This is a genomic window from Bradyrhizobium sp. USDA 3364 (genome assembly GCF_054056355.1).
Map to the genome: position 1 here is coordinate 5,819,353 of NZ_JBSRYG010000002.1, position 20,345 is coordinate 5,839,697.

14 protein-coding genes are annotated in these 20,345 nt (G+C 65.2%); 5 read left to right on the top strand and 9 right to left on the bottom strand.

Annotated features, from left to right (window positions below; genetic code table 11):
* Position 1: 1 nt before the first annotated feature.
* The 3 genes from fdhF to ACVILL_RS27330 are packed head-to-tail and all read right to left on the bottom strand — an operon-like array spanning position 2 to position 4,936.
* Positions 2 to 2,893 (bottom strand): formate dehydrogenase subunit alpha, encoded by a 2,892-nt coding sequence (fdhF, locus tag ACVILL_RS27320; protein ID WP_456731881.1) that lies wholly within the window; start codon positions 2,891 to 2,893, stop codon positions 2 to 4.
* 13 nt (positions 2,894 to 2,906) lie between these two features.
* Positions 2,907 to 4,463, bottom strand: coding sequence for a formate dehydrogenase beta subunit (locus tag ACVILL_RS27325; protein WP_456731882.1), 1,557 nt, complete (start codon positions 4,461 to 4,463; stop codon positions 2,907 to 2,909).
* Positions 4,460 to 4,936 carry a formate dehydrogenase subunit gamma gene (locus tag ACVILL_RS27330; protein ID WP_456731883.1) on the bottom strand — a complete coding sequence of 159 codons (477 nt, stop codon included), beginning with the start codon at positions 4,934 to 4,936 and terminating at the stop codon, positions 4,460 to 4,462. Before ACVILL_RS27330 ends, ACVILL_RS27325 begins: the two co-directional genes overlap by 4 nt.
* A gap of 256 nt (positions 4,937 to 5,192) precedes the next feature.
* Here ACVILL_RS27330 and ACVILL_RS27335 point away from each other — a divergent pair, with 256 nt between their 5' ends.
* The 3 genes from ACVILL_RS27335 (at position 5,193) to mdoH (ending at position 9,846) form a co-directional block, all read left to right on the top strand.
* Positions 5,193 to 6,089: a LysR family transcriptional regulator gene (locus ACVILL_RS27335; protein ID WP_018270739.1), complete on the top strand. Its 897-nt coding sequence runs from the start codon at positions 5,193 to 5,195 to the stop codon at positions 6,087 to 6,089.
* A 182-nt stretch (positions 6,090 to 6,271) separates the two neighbouring features.
* Positions 6,272 to 7,738, top strand: a complete 1,467-nt coding sequence (locus ACVILL_RS27340) for a glucan biosynthesis protein G (RefSeq protein ID WP_456731884.1) — start codon at positions 6,272 to 6,274, stop codon at positions 7,736 to 7,738.
* The gene (gene mdoH / locus ACVILL_RS27345) at positions 7,726 to 9,846 is read left to right on the top strand and encodes a glucans biosynthesis glucosyltransferase MdoH (protein ID WP_456731885.1); all 2,121 of its coding nucleotides are present in this window, start codon (positions 7,726 to 7,728) and stop codon (positions 9,844 to 9,846) included. Before ACVILL_RS27340 ends, mdoH begins: the two co-directional genes overlap by 13 nt.
* Positions 9,847 to 9,854: 8 nt before the next feature.
* Here mdoH and ACVILL_RS27350 read toward each other — a convergent pair whose 3' ends face one another.
* Together ACVILL_RS27350 and ACVILL_RS27355 are read right to left on the bottom strand one after the other, a co-directional pair.
* On the bottom strand, positions 9,855 to 12,176 hold the full coding sequence (locus ACVILL_RS27350) for an ATP-binding protein (RefSeq protein ID WP_456731886.1): 2,322 nt from the start codon (positions 12,174 to 12,176) through the stop codon (positions 9,855 to 9,857).
* Between the two features lie 192 nt (positions 12,177 to 12,368).
* On the bottom strand, positions 12,369 to 13,757 hold the full coding sequence (locus ACVILL_RS27355; RefSeq protein WP_456731887.1) for a cation diffusion facilitator family transporter: 1,389 nt from the start codon (positions 13,755 to 13,757) through the stop codon (positions 12,369 to 12,371).
* A 594-nt stretch (positions 13,758 to 14,351) separates the two neighbouring features.
* Here ACVILL_RS27355 and ACVILL_RS27360 point away from each other — a divergent pair.
* The gene (locus tag ACVILL_RS27360; protein WP_456731888.1) at positions 14,352 to 15,254 is read left to right on the top strand and encodes a hypothetical protein; all 903 of its coding nucleotides are present in this window, start codon (positions 14,352 to 14,354) and stop codon (positions 15,252 to 15,254) included.
* A 299-nt stretch (positions 15,255 to 15,553) separates the two neighbouring features.
* A complete protein-coding gene (locus tag ACVILL_RS27365; RefSeq protein WP_456731889.1) occupies positions 15,554 to 16,048 on the top strand; it encodes an RlpA-like double-psi beta-barrel domain-containing protein in 495 nt (164 codons plus the stop codon).
* 105 nt (positions 16,049 to 16,153) lie between these two features.
* On the opposite strand, the gene ACVILL_RS27370 is transcribed toward ACVILL_RS27365, so the two are convergent.
* The 4 genes from ACVILL_RS27370 to ACVILL_RS27385 all read right to left on the bottom strand — a co-directional run bounded on the left by ACVILL_RS27370 (position 16,154) and on the right by ACVILL_RS27385 (position 20,251).
* Positions 16,154 to 17,122 carry a zinc-binding dehydrogenase gene (locus tag ACVILL_RS27370; protein WP_456734375.1) on the bottom strand — a complete coding sequence of 323 codons (969 nt, stop codon included), beginning with the start codon at positions 17,120 to 17,122 and terminating at the stop codon, positions 16,154 to 16,156.
* A gap of 92 nt (positions 17,123 to 17,214) precedes the next feature.
* A complete protein-coding gene (locus ACVILL_RS27375; protein WP_456731890.1) occupies positions 17,215 to 18,207 on the bottom strand; it encodes an alpha/beta hydrolase family protein in 993 nt (330 codons plus the stop codon).
* Positions 18,208 to 18,437: 230 nt separating this feature from the next.
* The gene (locus ACVILL_RS27380; RefSeq protein WP_456731891.1) at positions 18,438 to 19,433 is read right to left on the bottom strand and encodes an NAD(P)H-dependent flavin oxidoreductase; all 996 of its coding nucleotides are present in this window, start codon (positions 19,431 to 19,433) and stop codon (positions 18,438 to 18,440) included.
* Between the two features lie 383 nt (positions 19,434 to 19,816).
* Positions 19,817 to 20,251, bottom strand: a complete 435-nt coding sequence (locus tag ACVILL_RS27385) for a CBS domain-containing protein (protein ID WP_456731892.1) — start codon at positions 20,249 to 20,251, stop codon at positions 19,817 to 19,819.
* Between the last annotated feature and the right edge of the window lie 94 nt (positions 20,252 to 20,345).

Consider the following 20,345-nt stretch of genomic DNA (forward strand, 5'->3'; position numbering starts at 1 on the left):
GTTACTCCGCAGCTTCCACGACAGGCGCGATGCGGCGGGAGTTGCGTGCCTGCTCGTCATAGGCCTTCTGCCAGTCGGACGGACCGTTCGACGGCGAGATCTGCACGGCGGTGACCTTGTACTCGGGACAGTTGGTCGCCCAGTCGGAGAAGTCGGTCGTGATGACGTTGGCCTGGGTGTCCGGATGGTGGAACGTGGTGTAGACCACGCCCGGCGCCACGCGATCGGTGATCTCGGCGCGCAGCGTGGTCTCGCCGGCGCGGCTCGCCAGCCGCACCCAGTCGCCGTCGCGCACGCCGCGCTGCTCGGCGTCGTGCGGGTGGATCTCCAGCCGGTCCTCGGCGTGCCACACCACGTTCTCGGTGCGTCGGGTCTGCGCACCGACATTGTACTGGCTGAGGATGCGTCCGGTGGTCAGCAGCAGCGGATAGCGCGGGCCGGTGCGTTCGTCGGTCGCGACATATTCGGTGAGGATGAACTTGCCCTTGCCGCGCACGAAGCCGCCGATATGCATCACCGGCGTGCCTTCCGGCGCCTTCTCGTTGCAGGGCCACTGCACCGAGCCGAGCTCCTCGAGCCTGGCATAGGACACGCCGGCGAAGGTCGGCGTCAGCGCGGCAATCTCGTCCATGATCTCGGACGGATGAGAGTAGTTCATCTCGAATCCCATGGCCTTGCCAAGCATGATCGTCACTTCCCAGTCGGCATAGCCGTTGAGCGGCGTCATCACCTTGCGGACGCGCTGGATACGGCGTTCGGCATTGGTGAAGGTACCGTCTTTCTCGAGGAAGGTCGAGCCGGGTAGGAAGACGTGGGCGTAGTTCGCGGTCTCGTTCAGGAACAGGTCGTGGACGATGACGCATTCCATCGCCGACAGTGCCGCCACCACATGCTTGGTGTTCGGGTCGGACTGCAGGATGTCCTCGCCCTGCACGTAGAGCCCCATGAAGGAGCCCTCGATCGCGGCGTCGAACATGTTGGGGATGCGCAGGCCCGGCTCGTTGTTGAGCTTGACGTTCCACATCGCCTCGAACTGCTCGCGCACCGCGTCGCCGGCGATGTGGCGGTAGCCGGGCAGCTCGTGCGGGAACGAACCCATGTCGCAGGAGCCCTGCACGTTGTTCTGGCCGCGCAGCGGGTTCACGCCGACGCCGGGCCGGCCGATATTGCCGGTCGCCATCGCGAGGTTGGCGATCGCGATCACCGTGGTCGAGCCCTGGCTGTGCTCGGTGACGCCGAGCCCGTAATAGATCGCGGCGCTGCCGCCGGTGGCATAGATCCGCGCCGCCTCGCGCAGCGCCTTCGGATCGACGCCGGTCATGATCGCGGTGGCTTCCGGGCTGTGCTTGTCCTGGGCGACGAAGGCGGCCCAGTCCTCGAACTCGCTCCAGTCGCAGCGCTCGCGCACGAAGGCCTCGTTGGCGAGCCCTTCGGTGACGATGACATGGGCGAGTGCCGTGAGCACCGCGACGTTGGTGCCGGGCATCAGCGGCAGATGCAGCGCCTTCACATGCGGCGATTCCACCATCTCGGTGCGGCGCGGATCGATCACGATCAGCCTGGCGCCCTGGCGCAGCCGCTTCTTCAGCCGCGAGGCGAACACCGGGTGGGCCGAGGCCGGATTGGCGCCGATGATCATCACGACGTCGGTGTCCTCCACCGAGTCGAAGTCCTGCGTGCCGGCCGAGGTGCCGAAGGTCTGCGACAGGCCGTAGCCGGTCGGCGAATGGCAGACGCGGGCGCAGGTGTCGACATTGTTGTTGCCGAAGCCGGCGCGAATCAGCTTCTGCACCAGATAGGTCTCTTCATTGGTGCAGCGTGACGAGGTGATGCCGCCGACGGAGTCGCGGCCGTATTTCTGCTGGATGCCCTTGAACTTCGCGGCGGCGAAGTTCAGCGCCTCGTCCCACGACACTTCCTGCCAGGGATCCTCGATCCGCTCGCGGATCATCGGCTTCAGGATGCGCTCCTTGTGGGTGGTGTAGCCCCAGGCGAAGCGGCCCTTGACGCAGGAATGGCCGCGATTGGCCTTGCCGTCCTTCCACGGCACCATGCGCACCACTTCCTCGCCGCGCATCTCGGCCTTGAAGGCGCAGCCGACGCCGCAATAGGCGCAGGTGGTGACGACCGAATGCTCGGGCTGGCCGATCTCGATCACGGATTTCTCGGTCAGCGTCGCGGTCGGGCAGGCCTGCACGCAGGCGCCGCAGGATACGCATTCGGAGCCGAGGAAGCTCTCGTTCATGCCGGGCGACACGCGGCTGTCGAAGCCGCGGCCGGAAATCGTCAGCGCGAAGGTGCCTTGCACCTCCTCGCAGGCGCGGACGCAGCGCGAGCAGACGATGCACTTGGAGGGATCGTAGGTGAAGTACGGATTGGATTCGTCCTTCGGCATCCAGTTGTCGTTTTCGCAGCCCTGCGCCGAATTCTTGGAAGACTTGGCGAAGACGTGGTTCTCGCCCTCATAGCCGTAGCGCACGTCGCGCAGGCCGACCGCGCCCGCCATGTCCTGCAATTCGCAGTCGCCGTTCGCGGCGCAGGTCAGGCAGTCCAGCGGATGGTCGGAGATGTAGAGCTCCATCACGCCCTTGCGCAGCTTCTTCAGCCGCTCGCTCTGGGTGTGCACCACGAGGCCGGGCATGACCGGCGTGGTGCAGGAGGCCGGCGTGCCGGCGCGGCCCTCGACCTCGACGAGGCAGAGCCGGCAGGAGCCGAACGCATCGACCATGTCGGTCGCGCAGAGTTTTGGAATCTGGGTGCCGGCTTCCATCGCCGCGCGCATGATCGAGGTGCCCTCGGGCACCGTGATCTGATTGCCGTCGATGGTCAGCGTGACCATCGTCTCGGATTTGGACTTGGGCGTGCCGAAATCGGTTTCCTGGATCAGCGACATCGTGATTTCCTTGCTATTCCGCGGCCTGCAGCCGGGCCGGTGCGGGACCGAAATCTTCCCGGAAGTGCTTCAGTGCGCTCATCACGGGGTAGGGCGTGAAGCCGCCGAGCGCGCAGAGCGAGCCGAACTTCATGGTGTTGCAGAGGTCTTCGATCACGGCGAGGTTTTCCGCCACGCGCTCGCCGTTGATGATCTTGTTGATGGTCTCGACGCCGCGGGTCGAACCGATCCGGCACGGCGTGCACTTGCCGCAGGACTCGATCGCGCAGAACTCCATCGCGAAGCGCGCCTGCTTGACCATGTCGACGGTGTCGTCGAACACCACGATGCCGCCATGGCCGATCAGGCCGTCGCGCGCGGCGAACGCTTCATAGTCGAACGGCGTGTCGAACAGCGCGCGCGGGAAGTAGGCCCCTAACGGCCCACCGACCTGCACGGCACGCACCTCGCGTCCGGTGAAGGTACCGCCGCCGATCTCGTCGACGAGTTCGCCGAGCGTGACGCCGAACGCGGTCTCGAACAGCCCGGCATATCTGATGTTGCCGGCGAGCTGGATCGGCATCGTGCCCCGCGAGCGGCCCATGCCGAAATCGGCGTAAGCCTTGGCGCCGTTGTCGAGGATGAAGGGGATCGCCGCGAACGATAGCACGTTGTTGATGACGCTCGGCCGGCCGAACAGGCCCTTGTGCGCGGGCAGCGGCGGCTTGGCGCGGACGATGCCGCGGCGGCCCTCGAGGCTTTCCAAGAGCGAGGTCTCTTCGCCGCAGACATAGGCCCCGGCCCCGACCCGGACCTCGAGATCGAACTCATGCTTGGTGCCGCCGATGCGCTTGCCGAGCAGGCCGGCGCGGCGGGCGGCTACGATCGCCGCATTCATGGCCTCGACTGCGTGCGGATATTCCGAGCGGATGTAGATGTAGCCCTTGGCGGCCCCGACCGTGATACCAGCGATCGTCATGCCTTCGATCACGACGAAGGGGTCGCCTTCCATGATCATGCGGTCGGCGAAGGTGCCGCTGTCGCCTTCGTCGGCGTTGCAGACGATGTATTTGCGGTCGGCGCTGGCCTGCGCCACCGTCTTCCACTTGATGCCGGTCGGGAAGCCGGCGCCGCCGCGGCCGCGCAGGCCCGACGTCGTGACGTCGGCAAGGATCTGGTCGGAGGTCAGCGTCAGCGCCCGCTCGAGACCTCGGTAGCCGCCATGGGCGCGGTAGTCGTCGACCGAGCGCGGATCGACGACGCCGCAGCGGACGAAGGTGAGGCGGGTCTGGCGCTTAAGCCAGGGAATCTCGTCTGTGACACCAAGCCGCAGCGTGTGCTGGCCGTTGCCGGCCATCGCATCGAGCAGGGACGGCACGTCCGCCGGCGTCACCGGGCCGAAGCCGACGCGGCCCTGCGCGGTCGCCAGTTCGACCATCGGCTCCAGCCAGTACAGGCCACGCGAACCGGTCCTGACGATCTCGACCGGCTTGCCGCGCGCCGCTGCGGCCTGCTCGAAAGCGAGGGCGACGTCGTCGGCGCCGACGGCAACCGCGCCGGCATCGCGGGGAATGAAGATCCGCGTCGTCATCGCTGTGCCTCCGCGACCAGCGCGTCGACGCGCGCTTCGTCGAGCCGGCCGACGACGCGGCCATCCAGCATCGCCGACGGCGCGGTGGCGCACAGTCCGAGGCAGTAGATTGGCTCCAGCGTCACGCGGTCGTCCGCGGTGGTGTTTCCGAGGGAAACGCCGAGCTTGGCCTCTGCGCGCGCCGCAAGCCGATCGCCGCCGGCAGCCTGGCAGGCCTCGGCACGGCAGAGCTTGAGGACGTGGCGTCCGGCAGGGGCTTTCCGGAAGTCATGGTAGAAGGTGAACACGCCGTGCACCTCGGCACGGGACAGATTGAGCGCCTCCGCGACCATCGGAATCGCCGGCTCGGGCACGTAGCCGAAGGCGTCCTGCAGCGCGTGCAGGATCACCAGCGTGGCGCCTTCAAGGCCGGCGTGCTCGGCGATGATCTCGGCGCCGCGCGCCGTGTCCCAAGGTTCGTATCCCACCGTCATCAGCGCTTCTCACGATCCGTTTTTTGCTGCGCGCATCTGAGTTGGAATCGTTCGAAACATCAATAAAGCTGTCTCATGCGGCGATTGCGAAACGCGATTAATAGCGTTGTGCGATGGGCTGATTTAGGATCGCAATAATGGTCTGGAATCACGCACTTCCGGGGCGCTTTGGATTTCGGAATCGCACCCGGATCGTGCTACCTATGGACGCGTCGGACTGCCGTTTGGGGCGCCGTTTTCCGAAGGGGATTGAACCTTGATCGACAAGCTGGAACTTCTGCTGGCACTGGCCAAGGAGCGGCATTTCGGCCGGGCTGCGGAGGCCTGCGGCGTCACCCAGCCGACCATGTCGACCAGCCTCAAGCAGCTCGAGGAGATCCTCGGCGTCATGCTGGTGCAGCGCGGATCGCGCTTCCAGGGTTTTACGCCGGAGGGCGAGCGGACGCTGGATTGGGCGCGGCGCATCGTGGGCGATGCGCGGGCGATGAAGCAGGAGATCAACAGCCTCAAGGACAAGCTATCGGGCGAGATCCGGATCGCGGCGATCCCGACCGCGCTCGGCATGGTGGCCTCGCTGACCACGCCGTTCCGGGCGCGCCATCCCGATGTGCGTTTCCGTATCCAGTCCTGCACGTCGGCCGACGTGCTCGGCCTGCTCGAGAATCTCGAGGTCGATGCCGGCCTGACCTACATCGAGAACGAGCCGATCGGCAAGGTCCGCACCATCCCGCTCTACAACGAGAGCTATCGTCTGCTGACCGCGCCCGACGCGATGTTCGGCGACCGCAAGCAGGTGACGTGGAAGGAAGTCGGCACGGTGCCGCTCTGCCTGCTGACGCCCGACATGCAGAACCGCCGCATCATCGATCGCGCGCTGACCTCGGTCGGCGCGGAGGCGACACCAACGCTGACCTCGAACTCGCTGTTGGTGCTCTACACCCATGTGAAGACCGGGCGCTGGGCCAGCGTGATGCCAGCCAAGCTCGCCGAGACGCTCGGCCTTGCGGATGCCGTGCGCAGCATTCCGATCGTCGATCCGGTCGTGGACTACAGCATCGGCCTGGTGATCCCGCAGCGCGATCCGATGACGCCGCTGATCGCAGCCCTGGTGCAGGTCGCGCGCGAGGTCGCGCCGACGCTGGAGAGCGCGTAGCGTCGCGCAATCCGCCGCGGCGCTTGCACCGCGGTTCCAATGTCAGGCGATCTCTGTTGCTCGCAGCAACGATGGAACTCCTCGCGCGCTCGGAGGTTTCATTGCGGCGTCCCGGATAGCGAGCAGGAGTTGCATTGAATCGTCGCCAGTTACTCCACGGGTCGGCCGTGTTGCCGACCTTGATGTTGTTGCCGCAGCGCGAGGCTGCCGCCGCAGGGAACACGCCGGACGCAGCTTTCAACCCGTCGATGGTGCGGGATCTCGCCCGCAACCTTGCGAGCAAGGCGTTCGAGGCGCCCGACGAGAAGCTGCCGAGCGGCCTGAAGGATCTGACTTACGATCAGTACCGCACGATCCGCTTCGTGCCCGAGCGCGCGCTATGGCACGGTCAGAAGCTTCCGTTCGAGGCGCAGTTCTTCCACCGCGGCTTCTTCTACAAGAACAAGGTTCAGATCTTCGAGGTCGCCGATGGCAAGGTCAGCGAAGTCGGCTACAGCAAGGACAGTTTTTCGTTCGGCAACGACGTGCCGTCGTTCACCGAGACGGATCTCGGCTTTGCCGGATTTCGGATCCATGCGCCGATCAACAAGCCGGACTATTACGACGAAGTCTGCGTCTTCCTCGGCGCGAGCTATTTCCGCGCTGTCGCCAGGGATGAGACCTACGGCCTGTCGGCGCGCGGCCTGTCGATCGACACCGGCGAGGCCAAGGGCGAGGAGTTTCCGTTCTTCAAGGCGTTCTGGCTCGAGCGTCCCGTGCCCAACGCGACCTCGCTCGTGATCCATGCCTTGCTCGACAGCAAGAGCTGCGCGGCGAGCTATCGCTTCGCGATCAGGCCTGGGAAGACCACGGTGTTCGATGTCGAGGCATCGGTCTATCCGCGCGCCGATCTCGAGCACGCCGGCCTTGCGCCGATGACGAGCATGTTCTTCTTCGGGCCCAATGACCGCACCGAGGTCGATGACTTCAGGCCGTCGGTGCATGATTCCGACGGGCTTGCGATCTACAACGGCAAGGGCGAGAGCCTGTGGCGTCCGCTGAGCAATCCGCGCGACCTCCAGATCAGCACGTTCCAGGACATCAACCCGCACGGGTTCGGGCTGATGCAGCGGGAGAAGAATTTCTTCGCCTATCAGGACATCGAATCGCGCTTCGAGAAACGTCCGAGCCTGTGGGTCGAGCCGATCGGCGACTGGGGCGAGGGCGCGGTCATCCTGATCGAGATTCCGACCAAAGAAGAGATCCACGACAACATCGCCGCGTTCTGGCGGCCGAAGGCGCCGCTCAAGGCCAAGAGCGAGACCAATCTGACCTATCGCCTGCATTGGGGGCCCGACGCGCCGAAGCCGCATTCTCTCGCGCGCTTCACCCGCACCGGCATCGGCGCCCGCGGCGAGGACAGCAAGCTGTTCGTGCTCGACCTCGCCGGCGACAATCTGAAGGGGATCGATCCCGACAGCGTCAAGGGCGTCGTGTCGGCGGAGAAGGCCGAGATCACCAACATCGTCACGCAGCCGAACCCGAATACGGGCGGATGGCGGCTCAGCTTCCAATGTGCCCTCAAGAAGGACCCGATCGAGCTGCGCGCTCATCTGGCGCAGGAAGACAAGCCGCTCTCGGAGATCTGGGTCTATCGATGGGCGCCATAGTCACGTCGCCGCATCCCGGCGCCGCCACGGCGGCCGACGGCTTCCTGCCGCAGGAGAGCCCGCTCGCGATGGCGGCGGCCGATCTTGACCGGCCGCCACACGCTTTGAGCAAGCCGGTGCCGGTCGGTGCGGGCATGTTCATGCGCCGCGCGTTCATCCTTCTGCTGACGGCGGCGCTGACCGCCGCGGGTGCCTACGAGATGTACATGGTGCTCCAGGTCGGCGGCGTGACGATCATGGAATGGATGGTGCTGGTGCTGTTCGTGGCGCTGCTCGCCTGGATCGCGTTTTCGTTCGCCTCGGCGCTCGCCGGCTTCTTCGTTCTGCTTGGACGCAGGGGCAATGCCCTGCCGATCCGCGTCGACGGTCCGTTGCCGCAACTCGCAAGCCGGACCGCGGTGCTGCTCCCGACCTATAACGAGAATCCACATCAATTGATGGCACGCCTGCGCGCCATCCATGAATCGATCGAGGCGACCGGACAGGCCGAACGCTTCGACTGGTTCGTGCTGAGCGACACCCGCGATCCCGATATCTGGATCGCCGAGGAGCGGGCGTTCCTCGATCTCAGCGCGGCCTGTGGCGGCGGGCGGCTCTACTACCGGCATCGCGCCGACAACACGGCACGGAAGTCCGGCAATGTCGGCGAGTGGATCACGCGGTTCGGCGGCGGCTACCAGTTCATGATCGTGCTCGACGCCGACAGCCTGATGTTGGGCGACACCATGGTGCGGATGGTTCACGCCATGGAGACCAACCCGCAGGCGGCGCTGCTGCAGACGCTGCCCGTCATCGTTAACGCGCGCAGCCTGTTCAGCCGCCTGCAGCAGTTCGCCGGCCGGCTCTATGGTCCGATGGTCGCCGCGGGCGTGGCGTGGTGGCACGGCTCCGAGGGCAATTATTGGGGCCACAATGCGATCATCCGAATTCAGGCCTTCGCGGAGCAGGCGGGCCTGCCCGAGCTCTCCGGCCGCAAGCCGTTCGGCGGACATATCTTGAGCCACGATTTCGTCGAGGCGGCGCTGATGCGGCGCGCTGGCTGGGGCATCTACATGGCGCCGACGCTCGGCGGCAGTTTTGAGGAGGTGCCGCCGTCGCTTTTGGATTTCGCCGCGCGCGACCGGCGCTGGTGCCAGGGCAATCTGCAGCATCTCGCCGTGCTGACCACGCGCCGCCTGCACTGGATCTCGCGGCTGCATTTCATGACCGGGATCGGCTCCTACATCACCGCGCCGCTCTGGCTGTCGTTCCTGCTGCTCGGAATCCTGATCTCGTTGCAGGCGCGCTTCATTCGCCCCGAATATTTTCCGAAGGGCTTTTCGCTGTTCCCGAACTGGCCGGCGCAGGACCCGGTGCTCGCCGCCTGGGTCTTCGGCCTCACCATGGCGCTCTTGATCGTGCCGAAGCTGCTCGGCTTCATCCTGTTGCTGACGCAGCGGGAGGCGCGCCGGCAATTCGGCGGCGGCTTCCGGACGCTTGCAGGCGTCATTGCCGAGCTGCTGATCTCGGCGATGATCGCGCCCGTCATGATGGTGTTCCAGTCGATCGCCGTCGTCGAGATCCTGCTCGGCCGCGATGCGGGCTGGCAGACGCAGCGGCGCGACGACGGTGAGGTCGAGCGGCGCGAGCTGTACCGGAAATACGGCATCCCGACCGCCTGTGGCGTCGCGATGGCGGCAAGCGCCTATGCGGTCTCGCTGCCGCTGCTGCTGTGGATGTCGCCGGTGATCGTGGGCCTCTTGTTTGCGATCCCGATCGGGGCCTGGACGGCCAAGCCCGCGATGCGCGCGCTGTTCATGACGCCGGAGGAGAGCGGACCGCCGAGTGTGCTGGTTCGCGCCAACGAACTGGCGGCGGCGCCTGCCCACGCGTCGGCCCCCGCGCTCGCGACGTTGCGGCAGGATTCCGGCCTGCTGCATCGTCATCTGTCGTCGTTGCCGCCGGCGCGGCGCGGCGGCCCCGGCGAGATCGATCTCAACCTCGCGGTGGCGCGCGCACGGATCGAGGCAAGCGACAGCTTCGACGAGGCGGTCGGGCATCTCAGCCCGCGCGAGACGCTGGCCGTCCTCGGCGATGGTCCCTCGCTGGAAGGCGTGCTCGCGAAGTAATTTGGGGCTCAGGCCGCCTCCGGAAGCCTGGTTTGCAGGGGCCGCGGATCGCGGGGCAGCGTGACGCGGACCACGGTGCCGACGCCGAGCTTGGACCGCAGCTTCATCGAGCCGCCGTGCAGATTGGTGAGCGAGCGTGCGATCGCAAGTCCGAGGCCGGAGCCTTGGTAGCTCTTGGTGAGCTGGCTCTCGACCTGCTCGAACGGCTTGCCGAGCCGCCGCAGCGATTCTGGTGCGATGCCGATGCCGCTGTCGGCGATCAGCAGCACGATCGAGTCGTCCAGCATCTGGCCGCGCACCAGCACGCGACCATTGTCGGGCGTGAACTTCACGGCGTTGGAGAGCAGGTTGACGATGATCTGCTTGACCGAGCGGCGGTCGGCGACGACCGAGATCGTGCTTTCGATATCCGACTCCAGCGACAGCCCCTTGTGCTCGGCGCGGCCGGAGACGACGCGGAGCGATTCCGCGAGGATGCCGGAGAGGTCGAGCGGCTCCATGTCGAACTTCATGCGGCCGGCCTCGATCTTCGACATGTCGAGAATGTCGTTGATGACCTCGAGCAAGTATTTCCCCGAGGTCAGGATGTCGTGGCAGTACTCCGCATACTTGTCCGAGCCGAGCGTTCCGAACAGGCCAGAGCCCATGATCTCGGAGAAGCCGATGATGGCGTTGAGCGGCGTGCGCAGCTCGTGGCTCATATTGGCGAGGAACTTGGACTTCGCGGCGTTGGCGTCCTCGGCGCGGGTCTTCTCCTGCGAATATTTTTCGGCGAGGTCGGCGAGTTCGACCGCCTGCCGCTCCAGCTCGGCTTGCGAGCGCTGCAGATCGATCACGGTGGCGCGCAGGCGCAGATCGTTGTCGACCAGCTTCTGCTCGTGCGCCTTGATGCGGGTGATGTCGGTGCCGACCGAGACGTAGCCGCCGTCCTTGGTGCGGCGCTCGCTGATGTGCAGCCAGCTGCCGTCGTCGAGCTGGGCCTCGAAGGTGCGGGCGCCCGGCGCCGGCACGCCGCTCTCGTGCAGGCGGGTGCGTACCTCCGGCATACTGCCGACCTCGATCACGGTCTCATAGGAAGTGCCGGGGCTGACGGCGGTATCCGGCAGCTTGTGTAGCCGCTGGAAGTGCGAGTTGCAGAGCACGAGGCGGTCATCGGCATCCCAGAGCACGAAGGCCTCCGGAATGGTCTCGATCGCGTCGCGCAGCCGGAGGTCGGCTTCAACCGACTTCTCGGCGAGGCTCTTCTGTTCGGTGATGTCGACCGCGATTCCGATCAGGTGCAGGCCGCCGTCGGCGGCGGCGTGGCTGAGCTCGCAGCGCACGCGCAGCCAGATCCAGTGGCCGCCGACATGGCGCATGCGGAAGCTCTGGTCGATGTGATGAATCTTGTTCGAGATCAGCTGGTCGGCGATGTCGAACAGGTTGATGTCGTCGGAATTCACCAGCGCGTTGACCTCGCCGAAGGTGAGCAGGTCGTTGCGGCTATCGAGCCCGAGCAGGGTGAACATCGACTGCGACCAGAAGATCCGGCCACGCGACAGGTCCCAGTCCCACAAGCCGCAGCGGCCGCGATTGAGCGCGGTGTCGATCCGGCCGCGCACGGCGTCGTTGATCAGGTCGCCCTCGCGGGCACGGGTCGATTGCCAGTGGAACGCGAAGCCGAGGATCAGCACCACGAAGCTCGTGGTCGCCGACAGCGTCACCGAGAGCGCGGCGTCGGATCCCCAGATCGGCTCGTTCATCTCCTGGATCACGACGACCTGGCCGGGGAGCGACTTGACGAGCTGCGAGATCGCCAGCGCGCCGGTGCCGTTCGGCAGCGTCATGTCGTTGACCGTGCCCTGCTGGCCCGGTGCGATCAGGAGCTGCGCGGTGGAGACGATGTCGAGGACGCGGTCGGTCTCGCCGCTGCCGTCGATCGGCACGCGCGCCAGCACGCGATGATCGGCGCTGGTGATGATGACGTGGCGGCCGTAGGCGATGCCCCAGGACGGGATCAGGTCCGGCAGCAGCTCCTGTATCCGCTCGATATTGGCGAGGCGCTCGCGGCGCACCGAGGTCAGCCGGTCGAGACGTTCGGCGAGGATGTCGGAGAGCGCGGCAAGGTCGCGCTTCATCGCGCCGCGCTTCTGCCGGTTCTGGTCGATTACCTGGACGAAGGCGCCGAGGCAGATCGTGATGAGGAAGGCGATGATGAGGGTAGGCACGGCGCGGCGCAGTGCAGGCTCGGCCGTCAAGAGCCTGTGATAGGCCGGTTTCGCGATCGACTGCGCCAATCCCTTGATCGAATCGGATTGGACGCACGCGTTCGCTGCATGCGCGCGCGCCATGCTTGAGACCCCCGCTCTAAGCTGATTTTTACCCAGTTCGGATGCTCCCCACGATGCATCCGAATCATGATCATTTGAATCCAGATTTCCGGGACTGTCGAGAGTCAACGATTCGTTAATGCGAAATAATTCTTGCCCAAAGCAGAATCGGTGGACTCAAAGTGAGTCCGAAACAGGAACGGCTCCGTAGAATTACGCGCGCGCCGGTTCTGCGTGACTGATCACACGCTTCACCGTGGGGAATGTGCGACGCAGTTTGCGTTCAATCTCGTCGACGCTTTCGTGCACCTTGATCACACTCATCGATGGCGCAGCGCGGCAATGGAAGTTGACGACCTCGCCGGCGTCGGTGTTGCGGACCCGCACATTGTGGATGTCATGGATCGCGCCGCCATCGGCAAATCCGGTCAGCGCGGTCTTGATGGCCTCGACGCGGTCGGGCGCGGCGTCGGTTCCCCATGGCAATTCTGGCTCGAGCGGCTCGATGTGGGTGTCGACCTCGACGTCCTCGCCGAAATCCTCGCGGATCGCGCGCTCGAGCTGGTGGGCGATGTCGTGCGCGGCGTCCAGCGCCATGTCGCTGTCGAGCTCGAGGTCGATGCCGACGATCAGCTTGCCGCCGATATCGTGAACGGTAACATGGTGGATGGCGAGGCCGGAATTGCGCGCGATCACCATGATGCGCTCGCGCACGCTCTCATTGTCGCGCGCCACCGGCACCGCGGTGAAGGTGAGGTCGGCGTCGCCGAACGTCTTGGTCATCGCCTGCTGGGCCCGGCGCTTGATGTCCTCGACGCGGTCAATCGGGTAGGTGCGCGGCACCTTGGCGATGGCGTCGATGAAATGCGTTGCGCCGACCATGCGGACCCGCAGCCGGTCGACGTCGACCACCCCAGGCACCGCCTTGATGGCGGCGGTGGCCTTTTCCAATGCGCCTTCGGGCGCGCGGTCGAGCAGGGTCTCGACCGTCTCCCGCGCCATGCGCAGGCCGAGCAAGGCGATCATCACCGCGACCGCGATCGCGGCAGCGGCGTCACCCCACCAGAAGCCGAAGCCCGCCAGCACGAGGCCGACAATGACGGCGGTCGAGCCCATCACGTCGGAGGCGAAATGCAGCGCGTCGGCGGCCAGCGCCTGGCTCTTGGTGTCGCGCGCGGCGCGATGCAGCGCGCGGGCGCGCCACAGATTGACGCCGATATCGACGACGAGGACGATGAAGGGAATGGCCGAGATCGACGGCGGCGGGGCGCCCTCGCGCAGATGGCTGTAGGCCTGCACCAGGATGCCGCCGGCCAACACGTAGAGCAGGGCGATGATGAAGAGCGCCGAGACGCTCTCGAACTTGCCGTGGCCGTAGTGATGCTCGGCGTCGGCCGGCTGGTCCGACACCCGCACCACCGCCCAGGTGATGATGGTGGCGACCAGGTCGATCGACGAGTGCAGCGCCTCTGATATCAGCGCCAGCGAGCCGATTGCGATGCCGACGATGAACTTCGCCAGGGCCATGCTGCCGCTGGCAAGGATCGAGATCGCGGCGACGGATGTCTTGGTGGAGGGTGCGCTGGTGTTTGAAGGGCTCATGGGCGGCGGTTTAGCAGGCCAACTGTGAACATCAAGTGTCGCGCGTCGTTCGCCATGCGCAAGCGCAACTCACTTGCAAGAGCGCGTCTCGGGAGTGGAGTTGTTGCGAACTATTCCGAATCTCAAGATGTGCACTGTGCGAGACCGTCGTCCTGGCGAAAGCCAGGAGCCATGACCACAGGGTTGTGTTGCTGAGGTGAGCTGTAGCAACTGCATCGCGTCATGACTCGCATTCGAGGTGATGGGTCCTGGCTTTCGCCAGGACGACGATGAGGATGGTTCTCGGCGATACGACGCGGCGTTATTGCGTACCTGTTTCCGGTGTCATCTCCTGCTGGTCACCGCCCTCGCATTTCTGATAAAGCGAAATATTTTTGGCGCGAGGGATTGACACGTTTTGCCGAGTTGCCCGTCGTGTCGAATGGGCAACAGTCATCATCGCCGCAAGACGACGATCCTGCTTATCACGAGACGCCAAGCGCGCTATCATACGATCACTTGGGCGAGACTGAACGGGGTGCTGGGCGCTGATCGACCTGACGGATAACCGAGACGGCAGTCTTGGATGACATTGGACGGAAGAGGGACACGCCAATGAGCTCCACACCCACTCCGAATGCAGGTGAACCTGGTGAGGGGCCGGCCGCGAGCGCCGATGAACGGCTGGCGGAAGCCCACAAGCAGATCGTCCGCGCCGATGAAGAGCTCACACGCCTGAGCGAGCGGCTTGCGAGGATGGAGCGCGACGCGGCGCCCCCACCGTCGGCTGAACCTGTCCCGCCCTCGGTCGAACCTGCTGCTTCGTCGGGCGCTGCTGCTTCGTCCGGACCTGCTGCCGCGCTCGAACGCAGCCCGCAATCGTCGTCCGGAAGGCCGGCTTTCCGCGCCCTTGCCGCCCTGTCACTGGCGGCATGCATCATTGTCGCTGTCCTGGCTTCGCAGTCGTCCTATGGCGCGAGAGCCAAGCTGGTTGTCGCCCGCTGGGCGCCGCAGCTCGCTTCAGCTCGATCATTGCCGCCGGATGATCCGCCGCTTCCCGCGCAGCGCACTCCATCTGCCGTTCAAATTGCCGCGGCCGAGACCGCACCACCGCAACCGACGCCCGCGCCTTCGCCCGCAACGCAGGACGCCGCGCCGAAAGCAGCGCAGGACAACGCGCCACCGGCTCCCGCGGCGCTTCCCGATCAAGCCGGGCTGCTGCAAACCATCGCGCGCGATCTCGCGAACGTGCAGCGAAACATCGAACAGCTCAAGGCGGACCAGCAACAAGCCGCCCGCGAGAGCTCCAAAGCCATCGAGGAGCTCAAGGCAAGCCAGGAGGAATTGAAGCGGGCGCTCGCGAAGGTCTCCGAGCAGAAGGTTTCCGAGCAGAAGACGTCAGCGCCTGCGGCGCCGCCGGCTCCGGCCCCGCGCAAGCCCCAGCGGACCTATGAGCCGCCCTACGCGAGGGCGCCACCTCGAATGCCGCCAAGGGAGTGGCTCTACGACGACTGGTAGCCGTCGATGTGGTGATCATCGAATCTGATCCGGCAACGGCGCCTCGTGCGGAAAGTGACGCCGAGTCACCCTTCACGCGCCGTCGAAGAAGTTCTGTTCAGTCATGTTGCTGACGCAATCTCTGTCTTAACCGGGCGAGAACTAAAAACACTGTGTGGGACCGCTTTGGTTCCCACAATGGTTCCGTCGCCGGAATTGGCACGAATCCGCAAAGAACTGGCCCGAGTTAACGCCTCCACGTTCGCTCGACCACGTTTGCGGAATCGGGAACCGAACGATCAAAAATCAATCGAGGAGTGATGATGCTGTTCGGCTCGAGCGCCGCAGTTTGCGGCGCCGTGGTTGCGTTCGCCATTTTTGGCTCTGCTGCTGGAAGTGAAATCGGTGCGGTTCATTCAAGAGACGTCGTCAATGCCGCGTGTGGGGATGCAATCGTTGGCGCGGCATCCATGTACAATCCGTTCAAGCCCGGCAAGGAGGAGGGCGGTCCGAGCACAGCCTCCGGCGAACGCTATGATCGCTGGGTCTGGGCGGCTGCCATCAAGACAAGCCTGCGTCAGAAGTTTGGTGGGGTCGAATTTGGTGCGAGGCCGAAATATGCCCTGGTCGAGGCTGCAGGCAAGAAGGTCATCGTCAAGATAAATGATGTGGGGCCGCTGAGGCCTGGCCGCATCATTGACCTCAATGAGCGGACGATGCGCTATTTCGATCCGAGCCTGGAGCTCGGAGTCATTAGCGACGTAAAGGTTAGACCGCTCGCGGGGGATTATTGGGTCCCCGGACCGGTCGGCTGAACGTCGCACGAGAAAGAGCCACAGCTCTTCTGGAAGCACGTAGGACGGATTAGCCGGGCCGCGCTTTGCGCGGACCCGTTGGCCAATCCGCCAGACGCACCGTCGCTACAGCGTCACCACGATCTTGCCGAGGTGCTTGTTGGCTTCCATGTGTTCGAACGCCTTGCCGATGTCGGCGAATTTGTAGACCCGGTCGATCGGCAGCTGCAGCTTGCGCGCCTCGACCGCGGGCCAGATGTCCTTGCGCACCTCGTCGAAGATCTCGCGGATCTCCTCGATCGTGCGGGTGCGGAAGGTGACGCCGATATACTGGATGCGGCGCGCCGCGTGCAGGTCGAAGTTGAAGTCGCCATGGGTGCCGCCGAGCCGGCCGACATTGACGATGCGGCCCTTGACCTTGGTCGCCTTCAGATTCTGGTTCGCTATCGATCCGGAGACCTGATCGACGATCAGATCGACGCCTTCGCCTGATGTCGCCTGCAACACCTGATCGACCCAGCCGGGATCCTTGGAATCCACCGCGAGATCGGCGCCGAATTCCGTCAAGCGGCCGCGGCGCATCGCGTCGGTCGACGAACCCACGACGAGCTTCGCGCCCTTCAGCTTTGCGATCTGCATCGCCATCAGGCCGACGCCGGAGCTCGCGCCCTGGATCAGCACGGTCTGGCCCGCTTGCAGCGCGCCGTTGGTGACGACGGCGTTGTGCATGGTGGCGAGCGCGACGGGTAGCGTTGCGGCCTCGTCGAAATTCATGTTCGATGGTGAGCGGAACAGACGGCCGTGATCGGCGAGCGTGTATTCGGCGAACGCAGCAGCACCGGAGCCCATGATCTTGTCGCCGACCTTGACGCCCTTCGCGTCGGGGCCGAGCTCGGCGACTTCGCCGGCCCATTCCATGCCGAGTACGGTGCCGACGCCCCCGGCCGCGCCGTGGGCGTGGCCTTTGGTCATGCCGAGATCGGCCCGGTTCAGCCCGCAGGCATGAACCTTGACCAGCACCTGCTGGCCCTTCGGCGCGGGCTTGGCGACGTCGGTGATCTCAGGGCCATTGGCTCCGTACACGTAGGCTTTCATTTGGGCTGCCATCTGGTTCTCTCCAGCTGTGTTGGCCGAGACGTACCTTGGGTCAAAGTTTTTTGGCACGTCGCGCTGTTGTTGATCTGATGTCAGGGCTGATGCACGTCCAGCTGCTCGCGGAAGAAGGCGAGGATGTCGGCGTTCAACTCCTTGTGGAACGCAACGCGGTCGAAGCCCGGCCGGTCCGTGCAGATCTTTGGCCGCTTGGCCGCCAGCGTTGCAGAGCAGGGCACCAGGAACACGAAGTGCCCGGCATTGCGGACCACATGATAGTCGGTCTTGATCGGCAGGCTCTCGTTGATCGCCGCGACGTAGCCGGGATTGATCTCGGTGATCGTGTCTTCGCCGCTGAGCTCCGAGGCCCAGAGCTGGGTCGGGATCGTTACACCCCTCAGGGCATAGCGATCGAACAACGGAGCGAATGCCGGATCGGCAAGCACCATCGCCTTCACGCGCGGGTCATGCACGACAGCCTGCGCCGGGATTTCGTTGCGTTGCAATTCCTCGCAACTCGGCTTGCGATAGGGCACGTCGCAGAAGGCGGTGGCCTTGCGGATATCAGGATTGGCGCCGGCGACGACGAGGCCGGTGTAGCCGCCGCGCGAGAAGCCGAAGAAACCGATCTTGCCGGGATCGAGCCTAGTGCGGTCCGGCCATGCGTCGAGCATGTAGTCGATCGCCCGTTTGATGTCGGCTGAGCGCTCGACAAGCGCGGCCAGCGTATCGGCCCGGGTCATGTCGCCGGCGCCGCTATCGACGGGATGGTTGATAGCGACCACGACGAAGCCGGCATCCGCCAGCGTCTCGGCGGTATCGTGATGTCCGGTGAAGCTGCCGCCGAAGCCGTGCGAGATCAGGATCAGCGGCAGCTTCTCACCGACCACAGGGCAATCCGCCGTTCCCGGCAGCGTCGTCGTCGCCAGCTTCACCTCGCCCGCGGGAGCGGCGCAGGGCGACCACACCGCAATCTGCAGCGGTTCGGCGCCATCCGCCTTCACCTTGATGAGCCGGAGACCGGCCGCGTGTGCGCACGCGGCCGACAGGCAGAGGATGACCGCAACGGCTGCCTTGAGGAGACGCATGCTAACTCTCGCCGGCTGTCCCGAAGATATCATGATGCGAAGGTAGCGCATCATGGTCTGGTTCTCGTTTGTGTCGTCAAACGCGAGATGACTCTAGTCCCGTCATCCTGAGCTGGCCGCTTCTTCAGCGGCCCTCGAAGGATGCGCGGCCCGGCTGGCGGCCGTCGCCCTTCGAGGCTCGCTTCGCGAGCACCTCAGGCCGACGGACGAAACTTCCTGCTCCCGGCCGGCTACTCCGCAGCCTGGCGCTTGGCGCCGGACATCATCGCCTCGAGCCGCTCGCGGATGATCGCTTCCGCCTCGTGGACGATGCGCGAGATGAGCTCGGCGCAGGATGGGATGTCGTGGATCAGGCCCTGCACCTGGCCGGCCGACCAGATGCCTTCGTCGGCATCGCCGGTCGCGTAGACCATCTTGCCGCGGGCGCCGGCGACCAGCTCGCGGACGTCCTCGAACTTGGCGCCTTCCTTCTCCATCTGCACGACCTTGGTCGAGATCGCATTCCTGGCGACGCGCGAGGTGTTGCGCATGGTGCGGAAGATCAGCTCGGTCTCGCGCTCGTCATTGGCGACGATGCGCTCCTTCACGAGCTGGTGGATCGGGCTTTCCTTGGTGCACATGAAGCGCGTGCCCATGTTGATGCCTTCGGCGCCGAGCGCGAGTGCGGCGACGAGGCCGCGGGCATCGCCGAAGCCGCCCGAGGCGATCATCGGGATCTTGACCTTGTCGGCGGCCGCCGGGATCAGGATCAGGCCGGGCGTGTCGTCCTCGCCGGGATGTCCGGCGCATTCAAAGCCGTCGATCGAGATCGCGTCGGCGCCCATCCGCTCGGCGGACAGCGCGTGGCGCACGCTGGTGCATTTGTGCAGCACCTTGATGCCGTGCTTCTTGAACTCGTCGACATGCTCCTGCGGCTTGTTGCCGGCGGTCTCGACGATCTTGATGCCGCTCTCGATGATGGCCTGGCGATACTCGGCGTAGGGCGGCGGCTTGATCGCGGGCAGGATGGTCAGGTTCACGCCGAACGGCTTGTCGGTCAGCTCGCGGCAGCGCGCGATCTCCTTGCGCAGATCGTCCGGCGTCGGCTGCGTCAGCGCGGTGATCATGCCGAGCGCGCCGGCATTGGCGACGGCCGCCACCAGCTCCGCGCGTCCCACCCATTGCATGCCGCCCTGCACGATCGGGTGGTCGACGCCGAACATCTCGGTGAAACGTGTCTTGATCATTCTGCCCTCGTTTCCATCAGAATTTTCCGCGACGCGGACGGCCGCGCACGGTGTTGTTTTTGGATGTCGAGGGAAGGATGCAGTCCTGTCCGGCAAATGTCTACCGGTGACCTGCGGCGTGCCCATGCGGAAATGACGGGGCGCGGAGGTCAGGCGAAGGTGGGGCAGGGAGTTTCGGTCAACTGCTCAGGCGCGCGGACCGGTGCGCACTTCCATCCACGTCATTGCGAGCCAGCCGGTCGGCGGAAGCGCCGCCGGATGACAAGCTCCGCGAAGCAATCCATTTCGCCGCTTGCGGAGCGATGGATTGCTTCGTCGCTTCAGCGCAAAATTGCCTTGCAATTTTGTCGCGAGCTCCTCGCAATGACGGTGGCTGGCGCATGTTACGCCGGCACGGCTTCCTTGCGCGCCGCGGCGGTTTCCTCGTCGAACGCGGCCGCGATGTCGCGCATGCTGACGACGCCGATCAGGCTGTAATTGTCGATGACAGGCACGTGGCGAATATGGTGCTTGGTCATGAGATGACGGATGTGCTCGAGCGTGTCGCTCGATGTGCACGACACCAGCTGCTGCACCGAGACGAACTGCGACACCTTCATGCCGGCGCCGGCCGCGCCGTGCTCGGCAATCGCGCGCACCACGTCGCGCTCGGTGAACATGCCGACGGCGGTGTTGCCTTCGGTGCGAACGACATCCTTGACCACGAGCGCGCTGATATTGCTGGCGCGCATCAATTGCGCGGCGATCGCCACCGTCTCGTTCATGCGAACCGTGGCAACGCGAGGGGTCTTCTTGCGCAGGATATCTCCGACTTGCATGGCAACCTCCTTGGGGTTTATCGTTGGCACCAAGTCTGGTATACAAGATACCAATTGTCAACGGGCCGTCTGAGGAATCTACCATCGGGAAACA